General features: G+C 43.5%; 19 protein-coding genes and 1 riboswitch. Of the genes, 11 read left to right on the forward strand and 8 right to left on the reverse strand.

All coding sequences use genetic code 11. The annotated features are described in order from the left end of the window. Nucleotides 1-25 precede the first annotated feature (25 nt). From ICN29_RS06785 to ICN29_RS06810, 6 genes are all read left to right on the forward strand, one after another. The gene (locus tag ICN29_RS06785; RefSeq protein WP_369411640.1) at nucleotides 26-538 is read left to right on the forward strand and encodes a tetratricopeptide repeat protein; all 513 of its coding nucleotides are present in this window, start codon (nucleotides 26-28) and stop codon (nucleotides 536-538) included. A 55-nt stretch (nucleotides 539-593) separates the two neighbouring features. After that, a complete protein-coding gene (locus ICN29_RS06790) occupies nucleotides 594-1,454 on the forward strand; it encodes a DUF1345 domain-containing protein (protein ID WP_216130926.1) in 861 nt (286 codons plus the stop codon). Nucleotides 1,455-1,589: 135 nt separating this feature from the next. Beyond that, nucleotides 1,590-2,891 carry an alpha/beta fold hydrolase gene (locus tag ICN29_RS06795; RefSeq protein WP_216130929.1) on the forward strand — a complete coding sequence of 434 codons (1,302 nt, stop codon included), beginning with the start codon at nucleotides 1,590-1,592 and terminating at the stop codon, nucleotides 2,889-2,891. An 11-nt stretch (nucleotides 2,892-2,902) separates the two neighbouring features. Next, nucleotides 2,903-3,298, forward strand: a complete 396-nt coding sequence (locus ICN29_RS06800; protein WP_216130932.1) for a VOC family protein — start codon at nucleotides 2,903-2,905, stop codon at nucleotides 3,296-3,298. 21 nt (nucleotides 3,299-3,319) lie between these two features. Next, nucleotides 3,320-4,060, forward strand: coding sequence for a sulfite exporter TauE/SafE family protein (locus ICN29_RS06805; protein ID WP_216130936.1), 741 nt, complete (start codon nucleotides 3,320-3,322; stop codon nucleotides 4,058-4,060). A gap of 143 nt (nucleotides 4,061-4,203) precedes the next feature. Then, a riboswitch (glycine riboswitch) is annotated at nucleotides 4,204-4,307 on the forward strand. Nucleotides 4,308-4,481: 174 nt separating this feature from the next. Next, a complete protein-coding gene (locus ICN29_RS06810; protein WP_216130939.1) occupies nucleotides 4,482-4,673 on the forward strand; it encodes a hypothetical protein in 192 nt (63 codons plus the stop codon). Between the two features lie 45 nt (nucleotides 4,674-4,718). On the opposite strand, the gene ICN29_RS06815 is transcribed toward ICN29_RS06810, so the two are convergent. Both ICN29_RS06815 and ICN29_RS06820 read right to left on the reverse strand, forming a co-directional pair. Beyond that, entirely contained in the window at nucleotides 4,719-5,489 is a 771-nt protein-coding gene (locus tag ICN29_RS06815) for a MipA/OmpV family protein (RefSeq protein ID WP_216130942.1), read from the reverse strand. Between the two features lie 10 nt (nucleotides 5,490-5,499). Then, nucleotides 5,500-6,183: a histidine phosphatase family protein gene (locus ICN29_RS06820; protein ID WP_255538093.1), complete on the reverse strand. Its 684-nt coding sequence runs from the start codon at nucleotides 6,181-6,183 to the stop codon at nucleotides 5,500-5,502. Nucleotides 6,184-6,254: 71 nt separating this feature from the next. On the opposite strand from ICN29_RS06820, the gene ICN29_RS06825 reads away from it, so the two are divergent. Beyond that, nucleotides 6,255-7,127 (forward strand): DMT family transporter, encoded by an 873-nt coding sequence (locus tag ICN29_RS06825; protein WP_369411641.1) that lies wholly within the window; start codon nucleotides 6,255-6,257, stop codon nucleotides 7,125-7,127. 49 nt (nucleotides 7,128-7,176) lie between these two features. Here the strand turns inward: ICN29_RS06825 and ICN29_RS06830 are convergent, their stop codons facing one another. Next, complete coding sequence (locus ICN29_RS06830) at nucleotides 7,177-7,356, reverse strand: hypothetical protein (protein ID WP_216130945.1); 180 nt, start codon at nucleotides 7,354-7,356, stop codon at nucleotides 7,177-7,179. Nucleotides 7,357-7,483: 127 nt separating this feature from the next. Between ICN29_RS06830 and ICN29_RS10815 the strand changes: the two genes are divergently transcribed. Further along, the gene (locus ICN29_RS10815) at nucleotides 7,484-7,615 is read left to right on the forward strand and encodes a DUF2798 domain-containing protein (RefSeq protein ID WP_216130948.1); all 132 of its coding nucleotides are present in this window, start codon (nucleotides 7,484-7,486) and stop codon (nucleotides 7,613-7,615) included. 42 nt (nucleotides 7,616-7,657) lie between these two features. Continuing rightward, the gene (locus tag ICN29_RS06840; RefSeq protein WP_216130951.1) at nucleotides 7,658-7,903 is read left to right on the forward strand and encodes a hypothetical protein; all 246 of its coding nucleotides are present in this window, start codon (nucleotides 7,658-7,660) and stop codon (nucleotides 7,901-7,903) included. Here ICN29_RS06840 and ICN29_RS06845 read toward each other — a convergent pair whose 3' ends face one another. From ICN29_RS06845 to can, 4 genes are all read right to left on the reverse strand, one after another. Beyond that, nucleotides 7,904-9,472, reverse strand: coding sequence for a peptide chain release factor 3 (locus ICN29_RS06845; RefSeq protein WP_369411656.1), 1,569 nt, complete (start codon nucleotides 9,470-9,472; stop codon nucleotides 7,904-7,906). Between the two features lie 116 nt (nucleotides 9,473-9,588). Further along, the gene (locus ICN29_RS06850; RefSeq protein WP_216132109.1) at nucleotides 9,589-10,326 is read right to left on the reverse strand and encodes a pseudouridine synthase; all 738 of its coding nucleotides are present in this window, start codon (nucleotides 10,324-10,326) and stop codon (nucleotides 9,589-9,591) included. A gap of 51 nt (nucleotides 10,327-10,377) precedes the next feature. Next, nucleotides 10,378-11,277: an LpxL/LpxP family acyltransferase gene (locus ICN29_RS06855; RefSeq protein WP_216130953.1), complete on the reverse strand. Its 900-nt coding sequence runs from the start codon at nucleotides 11,275-11,277 to the stop codon at nucleotides 10,378-10,380. A gap of 7 nt (nucleotides 11,278-11,284) precedes the next feature. After that, complete coding sequence (can, locus tag ICN29_RS06860) at nucleotides 11,285-11,950, reverse strand: carbonate dehydratase (RefSeq protein ID WP_216130955.1); 666 nt, start codon at nucleotides 11,948-11,950, stop codon at nucleotides 11,285-11,287. Between the two features lie 22 nt (nucleotides 11,951-11,972). Between can and ICN29_RS06865 the strand changes: the two genes are divergently transcribed. Further along, nucleotides 11,973-12,269: a DUF167 domain-containing protein gene (locus tag ICN29_RS06865; protein WP_216130957.1), complete on the forward strand. Its 297-nt coding sequence runs from the start codon at nucleotides 11,973-11,975 to the stop codon at nucleotides 12,267-12,269. A 1-nt stretch (nucleotide 12,270) separates the two neighbouring features. Here the strand turns inward: ICN29_RS06865 and ICN29_RS06870 are convergent, their stop codons facing one another. Then, nucleotides 12,271-13,167: an aspartyl/asparaginyl beta-hydroxylase domain-containing protein gene (locus ICN29_RS06870; protein WP_216132112.1), complete on the reverse strand. Its 897-nt coding sequence runs from the start codon at nucleotides 13,165-13,167 to the stop codon at nucleotides 12,271-12,273. 158 nt (nucleotides 13,168-13,325) lie between these two features. Here ICN29_RS06870 and ICN29_RS06875 point away from each other — a divergent pair, with 158 nt between their 5' ends. Continuing rightward, entirely contained in the window at nucleotides 13,326-13,691 is a 366-nt protein-coding gene (locus ICN29_RS06875; protein WP_216130960.1) for a DUF8785 domain-containing protein, read from the forward strand. Nucleotides 13,692-13,782 lie beyond the last annotated feature (91 nt).

Genomic DNA, 13,782 nt, shown 5'->3' on the forward strand with positions numbered 1-13,782 from the left:
ATTTCTAGCAGTTTTGATTTGGCCTGTGTTTAAGCAGAAATTAAAGAATCAGTATATAAAAGAGAGACTCTCAACTAAAGATGCCCAAATGAAAAAAATACTTCTAGTAGCTCTATTATTCCTTTTAACGGTAGGGATATCCCAAGCCGCAGATACTGCGCCCCCAATTAAGTCAGATCCAGTTTGGCTAACCCAGACAAGGGCAAGTATTAAGTCTGAAAAATACAATCAAGCAATACAGCAATTACAGGCTGCCAACGAAACAGGTTCGGCTGATTGGAATAACCTAATGGGCTATAGTCTTCGTAAGAAACAGCCACCAGATTTAGTCGGCGCTGAAAAATATTATCAAGCCGCTTTAAAGATCGATCCAAATCATCGCGGGGCTCTTGAATATTACGGACAACTAAAGTTAACCAATAATGATCTGCCGGGGGCGGAGGCCTTATTGGCAAGATTAGATAAAGTATGCACTTTTGGTTGTGAAGAATATTCTGATTTAAAAGAGGCAGTACAAAAATATAAATCTAAAAAGTAGGATATGAATATCCTAAGCCCAAGCCAATTTTGTCTCGGGCCACAAAATTCAAACAATGCCCCGCTTTATGTGGGGCATTTTCTTTTGGTTTAGCCGAAGCGATTTGATTGGCTGGGGCAATCTTGCTCTAGGGTTCGCATTCTCAAGTTTCAGCGCTTACTGCAGACCCCTTTATATCAAAGCTGAACTATGTTTACTTTTAGCCCCAATCGAATATCATGACAAGAGCTTATTAGGGGGTTCTATGGACAAGGAATACAAAAAATTTCGCTGGTTCTTAATTAGGGCAAAGACTCGCCTTTTATATTCGGCTATTGTAGGTATTGCCGCCTTCTTTTTGCTTGAGGGACATCACCCATCTACTCGTTTTTTAATGGCCTGGAGTTGTGCCTCATTAACTTACTTGATCTCAGTATTTGTGATGATGCAGTATTTCAATAGAGGAAAAGTTTCTTACCTTAGCAACCATCAAGATGAAGGACAATCATTTATCTATATTGTTTCTCTGCTTGCAAGTGCCGTGAGTTTGACGGCCATTTTTATTCACGTTGGAGGTATAAGTGATATTCCTCTAAAAGATCGCATACTTGGCGTGATAATGACAGGCGGGACCTTTTTTATTTCTTGGTTAGTGTTGCATACGGCTTATGCCCTTCATTATGCGCGCGCTTATTATGTGAACCTCAAAGAGGGTGCTGAGTGCACACCACTTATTTTCGCCGGCACTAAATACCCAAGCTATGCAGACTTCTTTCATTTTTCAGTCGTGATCGGAATGACTTGTCAGACTGCTGACATTATCATTGCCGATCAAAAAATTAGAAGTCTGGTTACCACGCACAGCCTTTTATCCTTTGTTTTTAATGCAACCTTGCTGGGCCTAACGATGAGTTTAGTGGGCGGCCTATTAGGTTAGCCACCCTTCCCGAGCGATAGTGAAGTAGCTTGGGCAATGGATTATTTAAAGCATCATTAGGCAATATCAACCTCCCATTGGGAACATAAAGCTCCGCTAGAATGGCTTTATCTGTATACATAGGGGCCACCCAGAATGAAAAAAGTCTTATGCCGAGCTGCTGCCCTCTCTATTTGCTTTAGCTTATATTTAGGAGTAGCTCACGCAGAACCATCAACTCCTCCCTTTTATCAAGCTGTGAGCAAAATGAGCCCAGATGGTAAGTTGGGTCAGGTTATTAAAAAAGAGGAAGTACCCACGGCGGTTCCTGGCGCACAAGCATGGCGTATTGCATATATTTCTTCTGATGTGGGAGATAGGAAAACTATTTCTACGGCCTTGGTCGTAGCTCCAACTGGCAAGGCTCCTGCTGAAGGCAGGCCTGTCATGGCATGGGCACATGGCACTACAGGAACAGCGCAAAACTGCGGGCCTTCCCAACAGACTAATCCTGCCGTTTCTTTAAATGAATATTTCTTATTAGATGGAAACTCTTGGACGGACTATGGACTCCCAAGCCTAGAGGCTTTTATTAAAGAGGGTTATGTAGTTGTTGGCACCGACTATCAGGGCCAAGGCGGAGGCGGCAAGCATCAGTATGCAGTTGCGATTACTCAAGCAAAAGATACGATTGATTCAATTAGAGCAGTTGGGTCTATGCAAGAAACGGGAGCTGGTAAGAAAGCAATAGTCTATGGTTGGTCACAAGGCGGCGGAACTGCAATTGCTGCTGCCAGCATGCCAGATTACCTGTCCAAAAAAGGCACTGCATTTGATGATATTCAGCCGGTAGGATTTGTAGCACTAGCCCCCTATGATGTTGCAGTAACAATGCCTGGAGCGAAGCTTGATCAAGCCCTCTCAGAAAAAATGATTAGCCAGTTAACAAGTAGCTTTTCTGACAATGTATTTAACTTTGCCCATTTCTCAATGACCTTATGGGGCACCCAGGCGGCGTTTCCAAATCTTCAGTTGACAGATTTATTAACGGATGATGGCGCCAAAGTGATCGACAAAATTTATTCTAATAAATGTATTCATGTATCAGCTGATACTTTGAGTTATGCCTATGGGTCTGGGTATAAAAATCTTTTAAAGCCACAGGCACAAAATACCTTGGCATGGGCTCAAGCGTTTTTGAAGGGAAGCGTTAATCCAGTGAAGCCTGTAGCCCCCGTAATTATTTACTGGGGAACCAAGGATACGGTTGTGCCCCCTGTGATGGGCGAGCTATATCAAAAGCAGATGTGTAAGCTGGGCGGTAACGTCAGCAGAGTTCAACTGCCGGGAGAGCAAACCCATTTCTCTACGCCAGGTAGTGCCGCATCTTCATATTTGCCCTGGATAAAAGATCGCCTTGCTGGTAAAACTTTGGCGAATACTTGCCCACCAAATTGAAGATAATTTGCATGATTGATCATTTAGACCATCTTGTTTTAACTACAGCAAAAGAGGCTGAGTGTATTGATTTTTATACTCGCGTATTGGGCATGAAATTAGAGGCATTTATTGGTGGCACTCCACCAGAAGAGCGCAAAGCGCTTAAGTTCGGAACCCAAAAGATCAATTTGCATATCAAGGGCAAGGAGTTTGAGCCCAAAGCAAATATCCCAACTCCAGGCGCTCTAGACCTCTGTTTTATTGCTGATAGACCGCTTCTGGAAGTTATTCGTCGGCTAGAGAAAGAAGCTTGGCCAATTATTGATGGCCCTATTGTTCGTACTGGAGCAACTGCAAAAATTAACTCAGTGTACGTTCGAGATCCCGATCAAAATTTGATTGAGATTAGCGAGCTACTCCCTTAATTTTTACGCAATCTAGATAGAATGACTTTCCAGGATCTGCTCATCCAAGCCTTTGTTCTCGGTTTCTTAGGTTTGGGCGCAGGCGTTTTGGGTGGGGTAATTGGGTTTGGAACTACGATTATCTTAATGCCGGCCTTGGTGTATTTTTATGGCCCAATTCAAGCAATTCCAGTGATTGCACTCGTTGCCACTGTTGCAAATCTCTCTCGTATTTTTTTGTGGTGGAGCGTCATTAATTGGAAAGTATGTTTTGTCTATAGCATCACTGCAATACCTGCAGTGATCTTGGGTGTGAACACTTTAGTCACCCTAAACGATCGACTTGTTGAAATTACCCTTGGCCTTTTTCTAATTCTGCTTATTCCAATTCGCCGATGGATGCGTAAACAGAATTTTTATCTTAAGCTATGGCAAATGAGCTTGGTAGGTGCTGGGATTGGCTATCTCACTGGCATAGTGGCCACCACAGGCGCAATTAATACACCATTCTTTTTGGCATTTGGTTTGAGCAAAGGCGCCTTTTTGGGTACTGAGGCTGCTAGCACCTTATCCATTTTATTCACCAAAGGCATTACTTTTCATCAGCTAGGGTTTTTAAATGCTACGGCCATCATTCAGGGCCTATTGATTGGTAGCTGCGTATTATTGGGCTCTATCTTTTCCAAAAGAATTGTTTTAGCCTTGCCTGAAAAGAAGTTTTTATTACTAATGGAGCTAGTGATGCTGATTTCTGGGGCATCCATTCTGATAATGTCTTTTTAAAGCAACTGTAATAAATAATTAAACTGTAATTTAGAGCATCAGGATATAATTTTTTCAAGCAGGAGAGTGAGGGGCAACCCTCCACCGAAGGCGCAAACTCCCATGAACGCTCAGGTATCCCAAAGGAAGGTACTGCTTATCCTAAATAGCCGTCTGGAGAGCCACCATTTTTATGGTGCACCGAAGGAGCAAGTCCTAAGCCAGGCTTAGGGTGAATCTCTCAGGTATCAGGGACAGGGGGAGCGGCATCCATCTGCATGGCAATTGCTATGTAACTGATGGGCCGTTTTTAGGAGAGTCTTTTATGCAAAACCTTTGCAAATAATTCAGTAGCAAGTTGATTGGCATGCCAATGGAGTTCCATTTCTAAATTGCTTAATGGCGATACTGCTTTTGAGCACACACTGAATGAGGTTAATGTATGACAAACAAATTTGTTGAAGAGGCGCCGTATCACCCTGGATATGAGGATGCAGATTTTAAGGGCGGAACTTCACCGCTTGCCGCAGAAATTGATCAATTTAGAAAGAGCAATTCTCGCTATTTGAGTTTTGCAGATGTGATTGTTGACTTCTGTGCATCACAGCAAAATAAATTACATTCAACTAAGTAATGTAATGAAAATAAGCCACCGCTAGGTGGCTTATTTATTAAGGCCTTATTTAAAGCGGTAGGCTAGCGCTAGAAAAACATTGTCTTGGAATGAGCGATTCATCACAGGGCTATTGTTGATTGCATTACCCATCCATTTTCGTTTGCCATAGATATTGACATACCAGCTATCAATCACCGGAATCTCAACCATAACGCCCGCTAGTAAATTATTAGTAGCCGATACCGAGTAAGCGTTGTAGCCTGTGAGCTGTGATTCCCCAGTGTTAATACCATAGTAGTAGTTGGCGTATTGACTTGATTGCCTCTCTACTCCAACTTGAGGATAAACGACGATCTTCTTATAAGTCTCCAGTTCTGCAAAATAGAGAAACTCATAAAGTGCCCCTTTAGATTTGCCGAAGTCATGATAAGCATTTACAAAAAATCCACCAATGGGGGTTTCTTGGAATGTGCCTAAGCCCAGAGGTATGGGATCGCTACGGTTGATAGATGTGCCATTAAATGGCGATTTTACTTTATAGGTATCTAGGTTAATTTTCCCAATCACCTCAAGGTAGCCGTAACCCATCTTGAAAGTTTTAATGCCAACTTCATCAATGCGCACAAAAAAACGCTGATAGTCAAAAAAAGCATAGGGTAGAAAAAGAGATTGCGTACCTTCGGTACCAATATGCAGGTTTGAGGTGTAGACCGCTACGCCAATATCGCCAACAACATGATCTGGTAAGCTATCCGGTACGTCATCCATGGCATACAGAGGTGCTGATAGGAGTGCTATCAGAAGATAGATCGGCACCCTGAGAAATAGTTTCATATTCAGTAGTTTATAGGTCTAAATTATCTAAGGCCAATCCATCGAGATGGCTGGTATCCGCCCAGTTGTCAACTGTCCAGTTAGCCCCAACGCAACTAATCCAGTTAAGTGACGCATTTGGAACGGCTACCGCTCTCTCAGCATCTAGCGCTTGATTACTTGCTATTCGATACATCATGTCCAAGGCCCCACCATGACTGACTACCAAAATCGTTTTGCCAGCATGTTTTTCTTGGATATCTTGAAGCGCAGTTTTAATACGACTCGCAAATTGCAAGATACTTTCTCCACCGCGCAATTCATGATGAATATCTCGGCTGAGGTGAATTTGCCAGAGCTCTGGCTCTACAAGCGGCGCTTCGTTAATGGTAAGCCCCTGGAGGGCGCCAAGATGGCGCTCTTTTAGTGAGCTATGACTAATGGCAGAAACTGCATACAAGCTCTCAATTGCATTGGCAGTTTGTTTTGCTCTCTGCAAATCACTGGTGTAGAGAACATCAAATTGAAAGTTGCTGCTCTTAAGAGTCTTTGCGATCTGGGCCGCCTGAGCAAAGCCGCGGTTATTCAGAGGAATATCGGTATAGCCCTGAAGGCGGCGTGCACTATTCCAATCAGTTTCTCCATGGCGCACTAAGCAAAAGCGAGTTGTAGTCATATGACAATCATAAGGGCTAATGATTTCTCGAGAGCTCATGCTCTGCAATACTTTAGAAGCACCCCTCTGGGTTTGTCAATACAATGGCTTCATATATGCAAAGGGTGATAGTGAATAAAGAAACCAAAGGAATGCTGATCGGTTTTATTGGCATTTTGATTTTTAGTTTAACTTTGCCGGTAAGTAAAATTGCAGTTCTTAGCTTTGACCCATACTTCATTGCATTTGGTCGAGCGACACTTGCAGGCATAGTGGCTTTGGCATATCTACTATTCAAAAAAGGGCGCATACCATCCAAGGCTGATTTTACTAAGTTTGTAGTAATTGCCTTAGGGGTAGTTTTCGGTTTTCCAATTTTTACTACTGTTGCCATGACTGAGGGCTCTTCATCCCACGGAGCAGTGATCCTAGGCATGATGCCTTTGGCTACAACCGTTATTGGTGTTATTCGTTTTAAAGAAAGACCATCATTAGGATTTTGGCTAGTTTCTCTATTGGGCGCAGTCTTGGTAGTCGTTTATGCCCTGTTAAAGAACTTAGGAAGCTTTACTTACATAGACGGCTTATTGGTGCTCGGTGGCATTTGTGCCTGTGTCGGATATGTAGAGGGTGGCGAGCTTTCTAGGAAGATGAACCCACGGATAGTGATTTCTTGGGCGCTCGTAATTTCGCTTCCTGTCAATATTGTGATGAGCTATTTCACATTTGAGATGCATTACCTTAATGCGAGCCTTATAGCTTGGACCAGCTTTATTTATTTAAGCCTATTCTCGATGTTTATTGGCTTCTTTTTTTGGTACGAAGGGCTTGCTATTGGCGGCATTGCGCGAGTGAGCCAAGTTCAGCTGATGCAACCATTTTGTACGCTTGTGGCGGCCAGTGTTTTGCTCGGGGATTCGCTCACAGTCATGAATTTAGTTTTCGCCTTCTTGGTAGTTTCCACCGTCATTCTAGGAAAAAGAATGTTGGTAAAGAGGACTTAAATATTTTTGGCAGACAAGTAAAAAGCCCCGAAATATCGGGGCTTAGTATTTATGCAGCAACAGCATGTTTCTGTATCGCTCGCAAGATCTTGCTTTTTTCTTTTGGCTTAGTGCTAGCCTCCAGCAACTTATTGAGCTGAGTAGCATTTAGTGGCCCAAGGCGCGGTTTACCTGTTTTGGTGAGCATGGGATCGTTTTTTCTGTTTCTTTGATTTTGGCCTGCAGCCATGAGTTTTCCTAGACTAATGAAATGATGAATTCAAGAGGGATACTCAAGAGATCCCCCTATCTAGGGCGCACAATAGTGATCACAGTTCAGAATAACAGCTTAAAAGTCCAGGCGCTATGATTACGACATGATTAATCTTCCAAATATCATCTTCTCTCTAGCAATGGGCTTTCTGATGTCTTCTGCGATCACACTTGCAACCACTTTTGTACGCGTTGGGCTCTCGGTAAATTTCTCTTCAATATGGCTAGAGGTTTGATCGGTGGCCGATCTAGTGATCAAATAACAAGGAATCTTTTTTATGAAGACTTACATTTCCGGGGCGTTGTGTTTAGCTCTATTAAGCGCTTGTGCAGCTGTGTATACGGACGCATCTGATGCAAATCACGTCACTTTTTTGAATAGCAGCGGCGAGTCTATTGAGCAATTAAGCAAGAAGGCAAGCAACTATTGTGCGCAATACGGCAAGGTTGCTACTTTTAAAAGTACGGATACACCACTAGTGGCAGTTTTTGACTGTAAGCTGCCTCAGAGTAAAAGCAAATAATCAACCAGCTAAGTCTGATTGATAAATTAAGCCAGCATGTTCTCTGAGAGCGTGAAACTGAATTGATTCCCAGCGCTGTTGAGCCACATCAAGCTCTGACTTATGAGATGCCAGGAAAACAGATGCCCCTACAACGTCTTCTGCCATCCGATGAATATTTTCTTGGGTAAATTTTTTCAAAGCAACAGGATCATCTGAGCTTACCCAGCGGGCTAAGTTATAGCGTGCTGGCAGCAAGCGCACTTCAGCGCCATACTCCGTTTGTAGGCGATGACTCACGACCTCAAATTGCAGTTGACCAAAGGCTCCTAAGAGCATCGTGCCACCAGCCATAGGGCGGAAGACCTGAATAGCACCCTCCTCGCCAAGTTGCATCAAGCCAGTTCGGAGTTGCTTAGATCGCATGGGATCTGCTGATTCAACCATGCGAAAAATTTCAGGAGCAAAAAATGGCAGGCCCGTAAATTGCAATTGCTCACCTTCAGTAAGCGTATCACCCAGGCGGAGTAAGCCATGGTTAGGCAGGCCAATAATGTCTCCCGGAAATGCCTCATCCAAAATATCGCGTCTTTGTGAAAGAAAAGACAATGCATTATTGGTGCGCACTTCTTTGTTATTACGACAGATCTTTAATTTCATGCCACGCTGAAAATGCCCTGAGCAGATGCGTAAAAATGCCACACGGTCACGATGTGCTGGGTCCATATTTGCTTGAATCTTAAAGACAACGGCAGAGAATTTATTTTCAGCAGGACTTACCTCGCGTTGCAGCGCTTTGCGTGATCCTGGTGATGGCGCAAGTTCAACTAGCGTATTCAAAATTTCTCGTACACCAAAATTATTAATCGCTGAGCCAAAGAATACGGGGGACTGGCGGCCCGCCAAGAAAGCTTCACGATCAAATGCTGGCATTGCTTCTTTAATAAGCGCTACTTCTGTCAAGGCGTTTTCTAAGTCAGTACCCAGGCGCTGTTTAAGTGCTAGGTCATTTACATCAACCACAGCATGTGAGTCTTCAGTAACGCGGTCTTCACCTGCTTTAAACATGCGCATGCGCATATTGGCGATATCAATGACCCCCGCAAAAGATTTGCCCATGCCTACTGGCCAGGTAAATGGAACAACTTCGATACCAAGGGCGGTTTCGATCTCGTCCATTAATTCCATAGGGGGTTTCACTTCGCGATCCATCTTATTAATGAAAGTGACGATAGGTGTATTACGAGCGCGACACACCTCAAGCAAGCGTAAGGTTTGTGATTCGACACCATTCGCTGCATCAATCACCATCAAAGCAGAATCTACGGCTGTTAAAACGCGATAAGTATCTTCAGAGAAATCTTGATGGCCCGGAGTATCGAGTAGATTGATGATGCAGTCGCGATATTCCATTTGCATCACGGAGCTAGCAACAGAGATTCCACGTTGTTTCTCAATCTCCATCCAGTCAGAGGTTGCGTGCCGGCTTGCTTTGCGGGCTTTAACGCTGCCAGCAATTTGAATTGCACCAGCATAAAGCAACAATTTCTCAGTGAGCGTTGTCTTGCCAGCATCGGGGTGAGAGATGATGGCAAAGCTACGACGTCGTAATACTTCTGAGCCCGGAGTGCTGGAGGTGGTGGTATCGATGGTAATTCTGCGCTTATTAATCTAGTTTGGACGCAATTATAAGCGGGTGAGCTTACTTAGAATTGCTCTTCTGGCCTTACAAATCGCCATTGTCCCGGTGGCAGCGGGCCCAGTGAAATTCGACCGATTCTGACGCGTTTAAGTCCAATGACCTTGAGTCCAACCATTTCACACATTCTACGAATCTGACGCTTACGTCCCTCGCGCAATACAAAGCGGAGTTGGTCTTCATTTTGCCAACTCACCTGTGCTGGCTTTAGTACGACTCCATCTAAAGATAGACCATGTTTAAGGCGATCTAAATCTTCGAAAGACAGAGCCCCTTCAACACGGACTAAATATTCTTTTTCAATTGGGCTATTTTCGCCAATCAATAATTTAGCGATTCGACCATCTTGGGTGAGTACCAGCAGCCCAGTAGAGTCAATATCAAGTCTGCCTGCAGGAGCCAAGCCTTTAGTATTAAAGCGGGGGTTGCGACCCTTATCAAGCGGGCTACCAAAGTAGTTATCAGGCGTGATCAATGAGGCAGCCGGCTGATATTCTTGCTCATCATCGAAGTGTGAGATGAAGCCAACGGGTTTATTCAGGATTACCGTAATACGAGAAGCCTGCTGGACTTTGGCTCCAGACTGCAATTCAATTTTTTGATGTCGATAAGCGCGAACGCCAAGCTCGTTGACCACCTCTCCATCTACTGTGACTAAGCCTTGCTCAATATAGGCGTCTGCTTCACGACGTGAACATAGCCCCAACTCAGACAACAGTTTCGAAACGCGTACTTTATCTTCCATGCCCATATTATCGGGCAATTGCCCGAATTAGACGTTATTGCCAATCTTTCTTTAGGTGGAAGACTTATAAGGGTTGGTTTTGTTTCCAGGACGATTTTTAAAGCGCTTATGGACCCAATAGTATTCGGCTGGGCGAAGAAGAATTTCTTTTTCAAAGCATTGGTTTAAGCGAGCAGTATCTGTTTTGGGATCGGGTCCGGGGAAGTCTTTTAGGGGCTCGCTGATTTCACAAAGGTAGCCAGATTCATCCGCTTTTAAAGTGGTAGTCATCATGCAAACATCGGCCCCGGTAATCTTGGCCAGGCGCGACACAGTAGTAATGGTATTAGTTTCAATCCCAAAGAAGGGAACAAACTCAGAATCTTTTGTGCCTAGATCAATATCTGGAGCAATGATAATGAAGTCACCATTACGAATCTCTCGGATGATTTCTTTTGAATTTCCTTGACGATCAATTGAGTTTCCGCCAAAGCGATTACGCCATTCAATAATTTTTTGGTTGAAGAAGGGATTTTTCATCCTCTGAAAAAATCCTGAAGTGCGAGGCCAGTGCCGCTCTTTTGCAAGCGCACTCAAAATAATGCTGCCTTCAATCCCAGTGAAATGCATATTCACCAAAATGCGCGGCTTTCTGCTCGCCAGATCAACGGCAGATTTTACTTCGATCATGTCACCTAACTGTTTCCTACTGCCTAACCAGATAATGCTTTTCTCAACTAGGCTCCGACCAAGTAAGCGCCAGTGTTGCTTATACAGAAGATCAATTTCAGTTGTATTTAATTTGGGGAAACACAAATGCAAGTTTGTTTTTACAACCTGATTTCGGTCTCCGGGAATGCGTGCAGCGATATAGCCTAAGCCATAGCCAATCGACACTAAAAGCCGATAGGGCAGAATAGAAAGGAGCTGAAGAAAAGCAACTACTGCTTGATTAGCAAAGGATTTGAGCAAATGCGATTTACTCAGTGTCGTAACGAGTTAAGGTTTTTTTATAACGCATTTCCATCTCTTCGATTGAGCTACAGGACATTCCTAAATCTTTTACGATCCCTGTATCAAGACGGTATGCCCAGCCATGTACTGTCAGATCTTGGTCGCGAAGCCAAGCATCTTGAACAATGGTGGTCTCACACACATTGACAACCTGCTCAATCACATTTAATTCGCATAAACGATCTTGGCGCTTCGGTGTGGGTAAAACTTCCCCTAAATAGCGCTCATGTTTTTGGTGAACATCTTTAACGTGACGCAACCAATTATCAGCAAGGCCTACACGGCGATCGCTTAATGCAGCATGTACACCCGCACAACCATAATGTCCAACCACGATGATGTGTTTTACTTTCAGTAAGTCAGTCGCAAACTGAATCACAGATAAACAATTTAAGTCAGTATGTACAACAACGTTAGCCACATTGCGGTGAACAAATAGCTCACCTGGTAACAAGTCAACAATTTCATTGGCAGGTACGCGACTATCGGAGCAGCCAATCCAGAGGTATTCTGGGGCTTGTTGATTCACTAAGCGCTTAAAGAAATCAGGATCTTTGGCGATCATGCCTTCAGCCCAGTTGCGATTGCTTGCAAAAAGGTGGTCTAGCGTTTTGGAGCTCTTCATAATCATGGTTTAAGTTTAAAGTACTTTAATGACACCTATTTGGTTAAAACAAACCCCCAACGGAATTACGTTAAATCTACATTGCCAGCCAGGCGCAAAGATCACCAAAGTGGTAGGCTTGCATGATGGTTGTCTTAAGATTTCCCTGCAGGCGCCTGCCATAGAAAATAAGGCCAATGAGCTGTTATTGGCTTGGCTTTCGAAGCAATTAAAAGTCCCCCAAAAACAGATTCAGTTCATTTCTGGGCAAAACACCAGGCATAAGAGGGTTGAAGTCTGGGGGCCTATTAGCCTTGAGCAAATTATTCAGGCTCTCAAACCCTAAATTACCAGAAGATTGCCCACAAAATTCCCAAAATTAAGACCCATTTGCTGACGTAATAAACGCTGCGGTGTTTGGCTTTCAGTTTTTTAGCTTGGGCCCTGAGCTGGTAAAAGTATTTAAATACGACATTCACAAAGCCAACTTTTTCACCTTCAACGTTTTGAGACGCTGCAGCACTCATAACGTGGCGACCGAACCAGCGATTGATCCATTGCATTACTTTTGTATAAACAGGCCGCTCAACATCGCAAAATAGGACAATGCGTTGATGATCGGTTTCATTGGCAGCAAAGTGAATATAGGTTTCATCAAACATGACAGGTTCGCCATCTTTCCAAAAATAACGCTCGCCATCAACCTCAATAAAGCACTTAGGATCATTTGGAGTCACGAGGCCAATGTGATAGCGTAGGGATCCCGCATAGGGGTCACGGTGACGTACTAGAGTCGCGCCGGGGGGTAGGGATGCGAACATAGCTGCTTTGACGGAGGGGATGGATTTAAGCAGTGCCACTGTTTTAGGGCAGCTGGCCTGAGCGGAAGGTAGATCTTTGCCGTACCAGTAGAGGTGAAAACGCTTCCAACCCGTTCTAAAGAAGGAATTAAACCCAATATCGTTATAGCCTGTTGCTACAGCAATAGCACCGTCTGCATTTAATGAAAGCGCCTCTTGGCGGATGATTTCCCAATTATCTTGCAAAGGCTTCATTTCGGGAAATTGGCTTACTGGAATAAAAGCAGTCGCTTTTACTTTAGAAAATAAATATAAAAGTGTATTAATGGGGGCTAAAAGTACTTGATAGTCCATTAGTGATCTCACCAATCCAAAGCGGACCCTACCTCTGAAATAAACATAAAGAGCTGAGGCTACAAAAATAAAAAAGATGATGTGACGAATTTGCATGGAACTTGCCAATGTAAGGTGACTACTAACATTTTAATTTGTCTGCAGGCCCTTGATAGACTATTTCTTACTCAGAGATACACATATACTTAGTCAAGATAGGTTTGGGTGCCCAGTTAGGGTTTATGTGGACATAGATCAAGGATGATCGTATGAATGGGTTTATAAAATGGCTCTTAAGCCTTGTTTTAATTGGGTTAGTGGGTATTTCAGCATATACCTGGATCATGCTTAATTGGAGCTATGGGAACGGCGAACGAGCTGGATATGTACAAAAATTCTCCAATCGTGGCTATATTTGCAAAACCTGGGAGGGAGAAATGGCGATGGTTTCGATGCCTGGAACGATGTCTGAAAAATTCCTCTTTACGGTGCGTGATGATGCTGTGGCGCAAAAAATAAATGCTAATTTAGGCAAAAAAGTAGCCCTAAAATATGATCAGCACATTGGTTTACCAACAAGCTGTTTTGGGGATACTGAATATTTTGTTTCCGATATAGTCGTTTTAGCTGACTAATTTGTAGTGGTTGTAAAAATTAATGTAGCGCAGCTTTATTTTTGTAATTTTTTGTGGTTAAAATCATGTAAGCGTAATGTGCGCTGACATC

The organism is Polynucleobacter nymphae, assembly GCF_018882155.1.
GTDB lineage: Bacteria > Pseudomonadota > Gammaproteobacteria > Burkholderiales > Burkholderiaceae > Polynucleobacter > Polynucleobacter nymphae.

What these genes read in the sequence shown, in the direction of transcription:
- ICN29_RS06800 (WP_216130932.1), top strand. Translation starts at nt 2,903, where the DNA reads ATGATTGATCATTTAGACCATCTTGTTTTAACTACAGCAAAAGAGGCT.
- can (WP_216130955.1), bottom strand. Translation starts at nt 11,950, where the DNA reads ATGATTATGAAGAGCTCCAAAACGCTAGACCACCTTTTTGCAAGCAAT.
- ICN29_RS06850 (WP_216132109.1), bottom strand. Translation starts at nt 10,326, where the DNA reads ATGGAAGATAAAGTACGCGTTTCGAAACTGTTGTCTGAGTTGGGGCTA.
- ICN29_RS06865 (WP_216130957.1), top strand. Translation starts at nt 11,973, where the DNA reads ATGACACCTATTTGGTTAAAACAAACCCCCAACGGAATTACGTTAAAT.
- ICN29_RS06815 (WP_216130942.1), bottom strand. Translation starts at nt 5,489, where the DNA reads ATGAAACTATTTCTCAGGGTGCCGATCTATCTTCTGATAGCACTCCTA.
- ICN29_RS06795 (WP_216130929.1), top strand. Translation starts at nt 1,590, where the DNA reads ATGAAAAAAGTCTTATGCCGAGCTGCTGCCCTCTCTATTTGCTTTAGC.
- ICN29_RS10815 (WP_216130948.1), top strand. Translation starts at nt 7,484, where the DNA reads ATGATTAATCTTCCAAATATCATCTTCTCTCTAGCAATGGGCTTTCTG.
- ICN29_RS06830 (WP_216130945.1), bottom strand. Translation starts at nt 7,356, where the DNA reads ATGGCTGCAGGCCAAAATCAAAGAAACAGAAAAAACGATCCCATGCTC.
- ICN29_RS06810 (WP_216130939.1), top strand. Translation starts at nt 4,482, where the DNA reads ATGACAAACAAATTTGTTGAAGAGGCGCCGTATCACCCTGGATATGAG.
- ICN29_RS06790 (WP_216130926.1), top strand. Translation starts at nt 594, where the DNA reads ATGCCCCGCTTTATGTGGGGCATTTTCTTTTGGTTTAGCCGAAGCGAT.
- ICN29_RS06820 (WP_255538093.1), bottom strand. Translation starts at nt 6,183, where the DNA reads ATGAGCTCTCGAGAAATCATTAGCCCTTATGATTGTCATATGACTACA.
- ICN29_RS06875 (WP_216130960.1), top strand. Translation starts at nt 13,326, where the DNA reads ATGAATGGGTTTATAAAATGGCTCTTAAGCCTTGTTTTAATTGGGTTA.
- ICN29_RS06840 (WP_216130951.1), top strand. Translation starts at nt 7,658, where the DNA reads ATGAAGACTTACATTTCCGGGGCGTTGTGTTTAGCTCTATTAAGCGCT.
- ICN29_RS06805 (WP_216130936.1), top strand. Translation starts at nt 3,320, where the DNA reads ATGACTTTCCAGGATCTGCTCATCCAAGCCTTTGTTCTCGGTTTCTTA.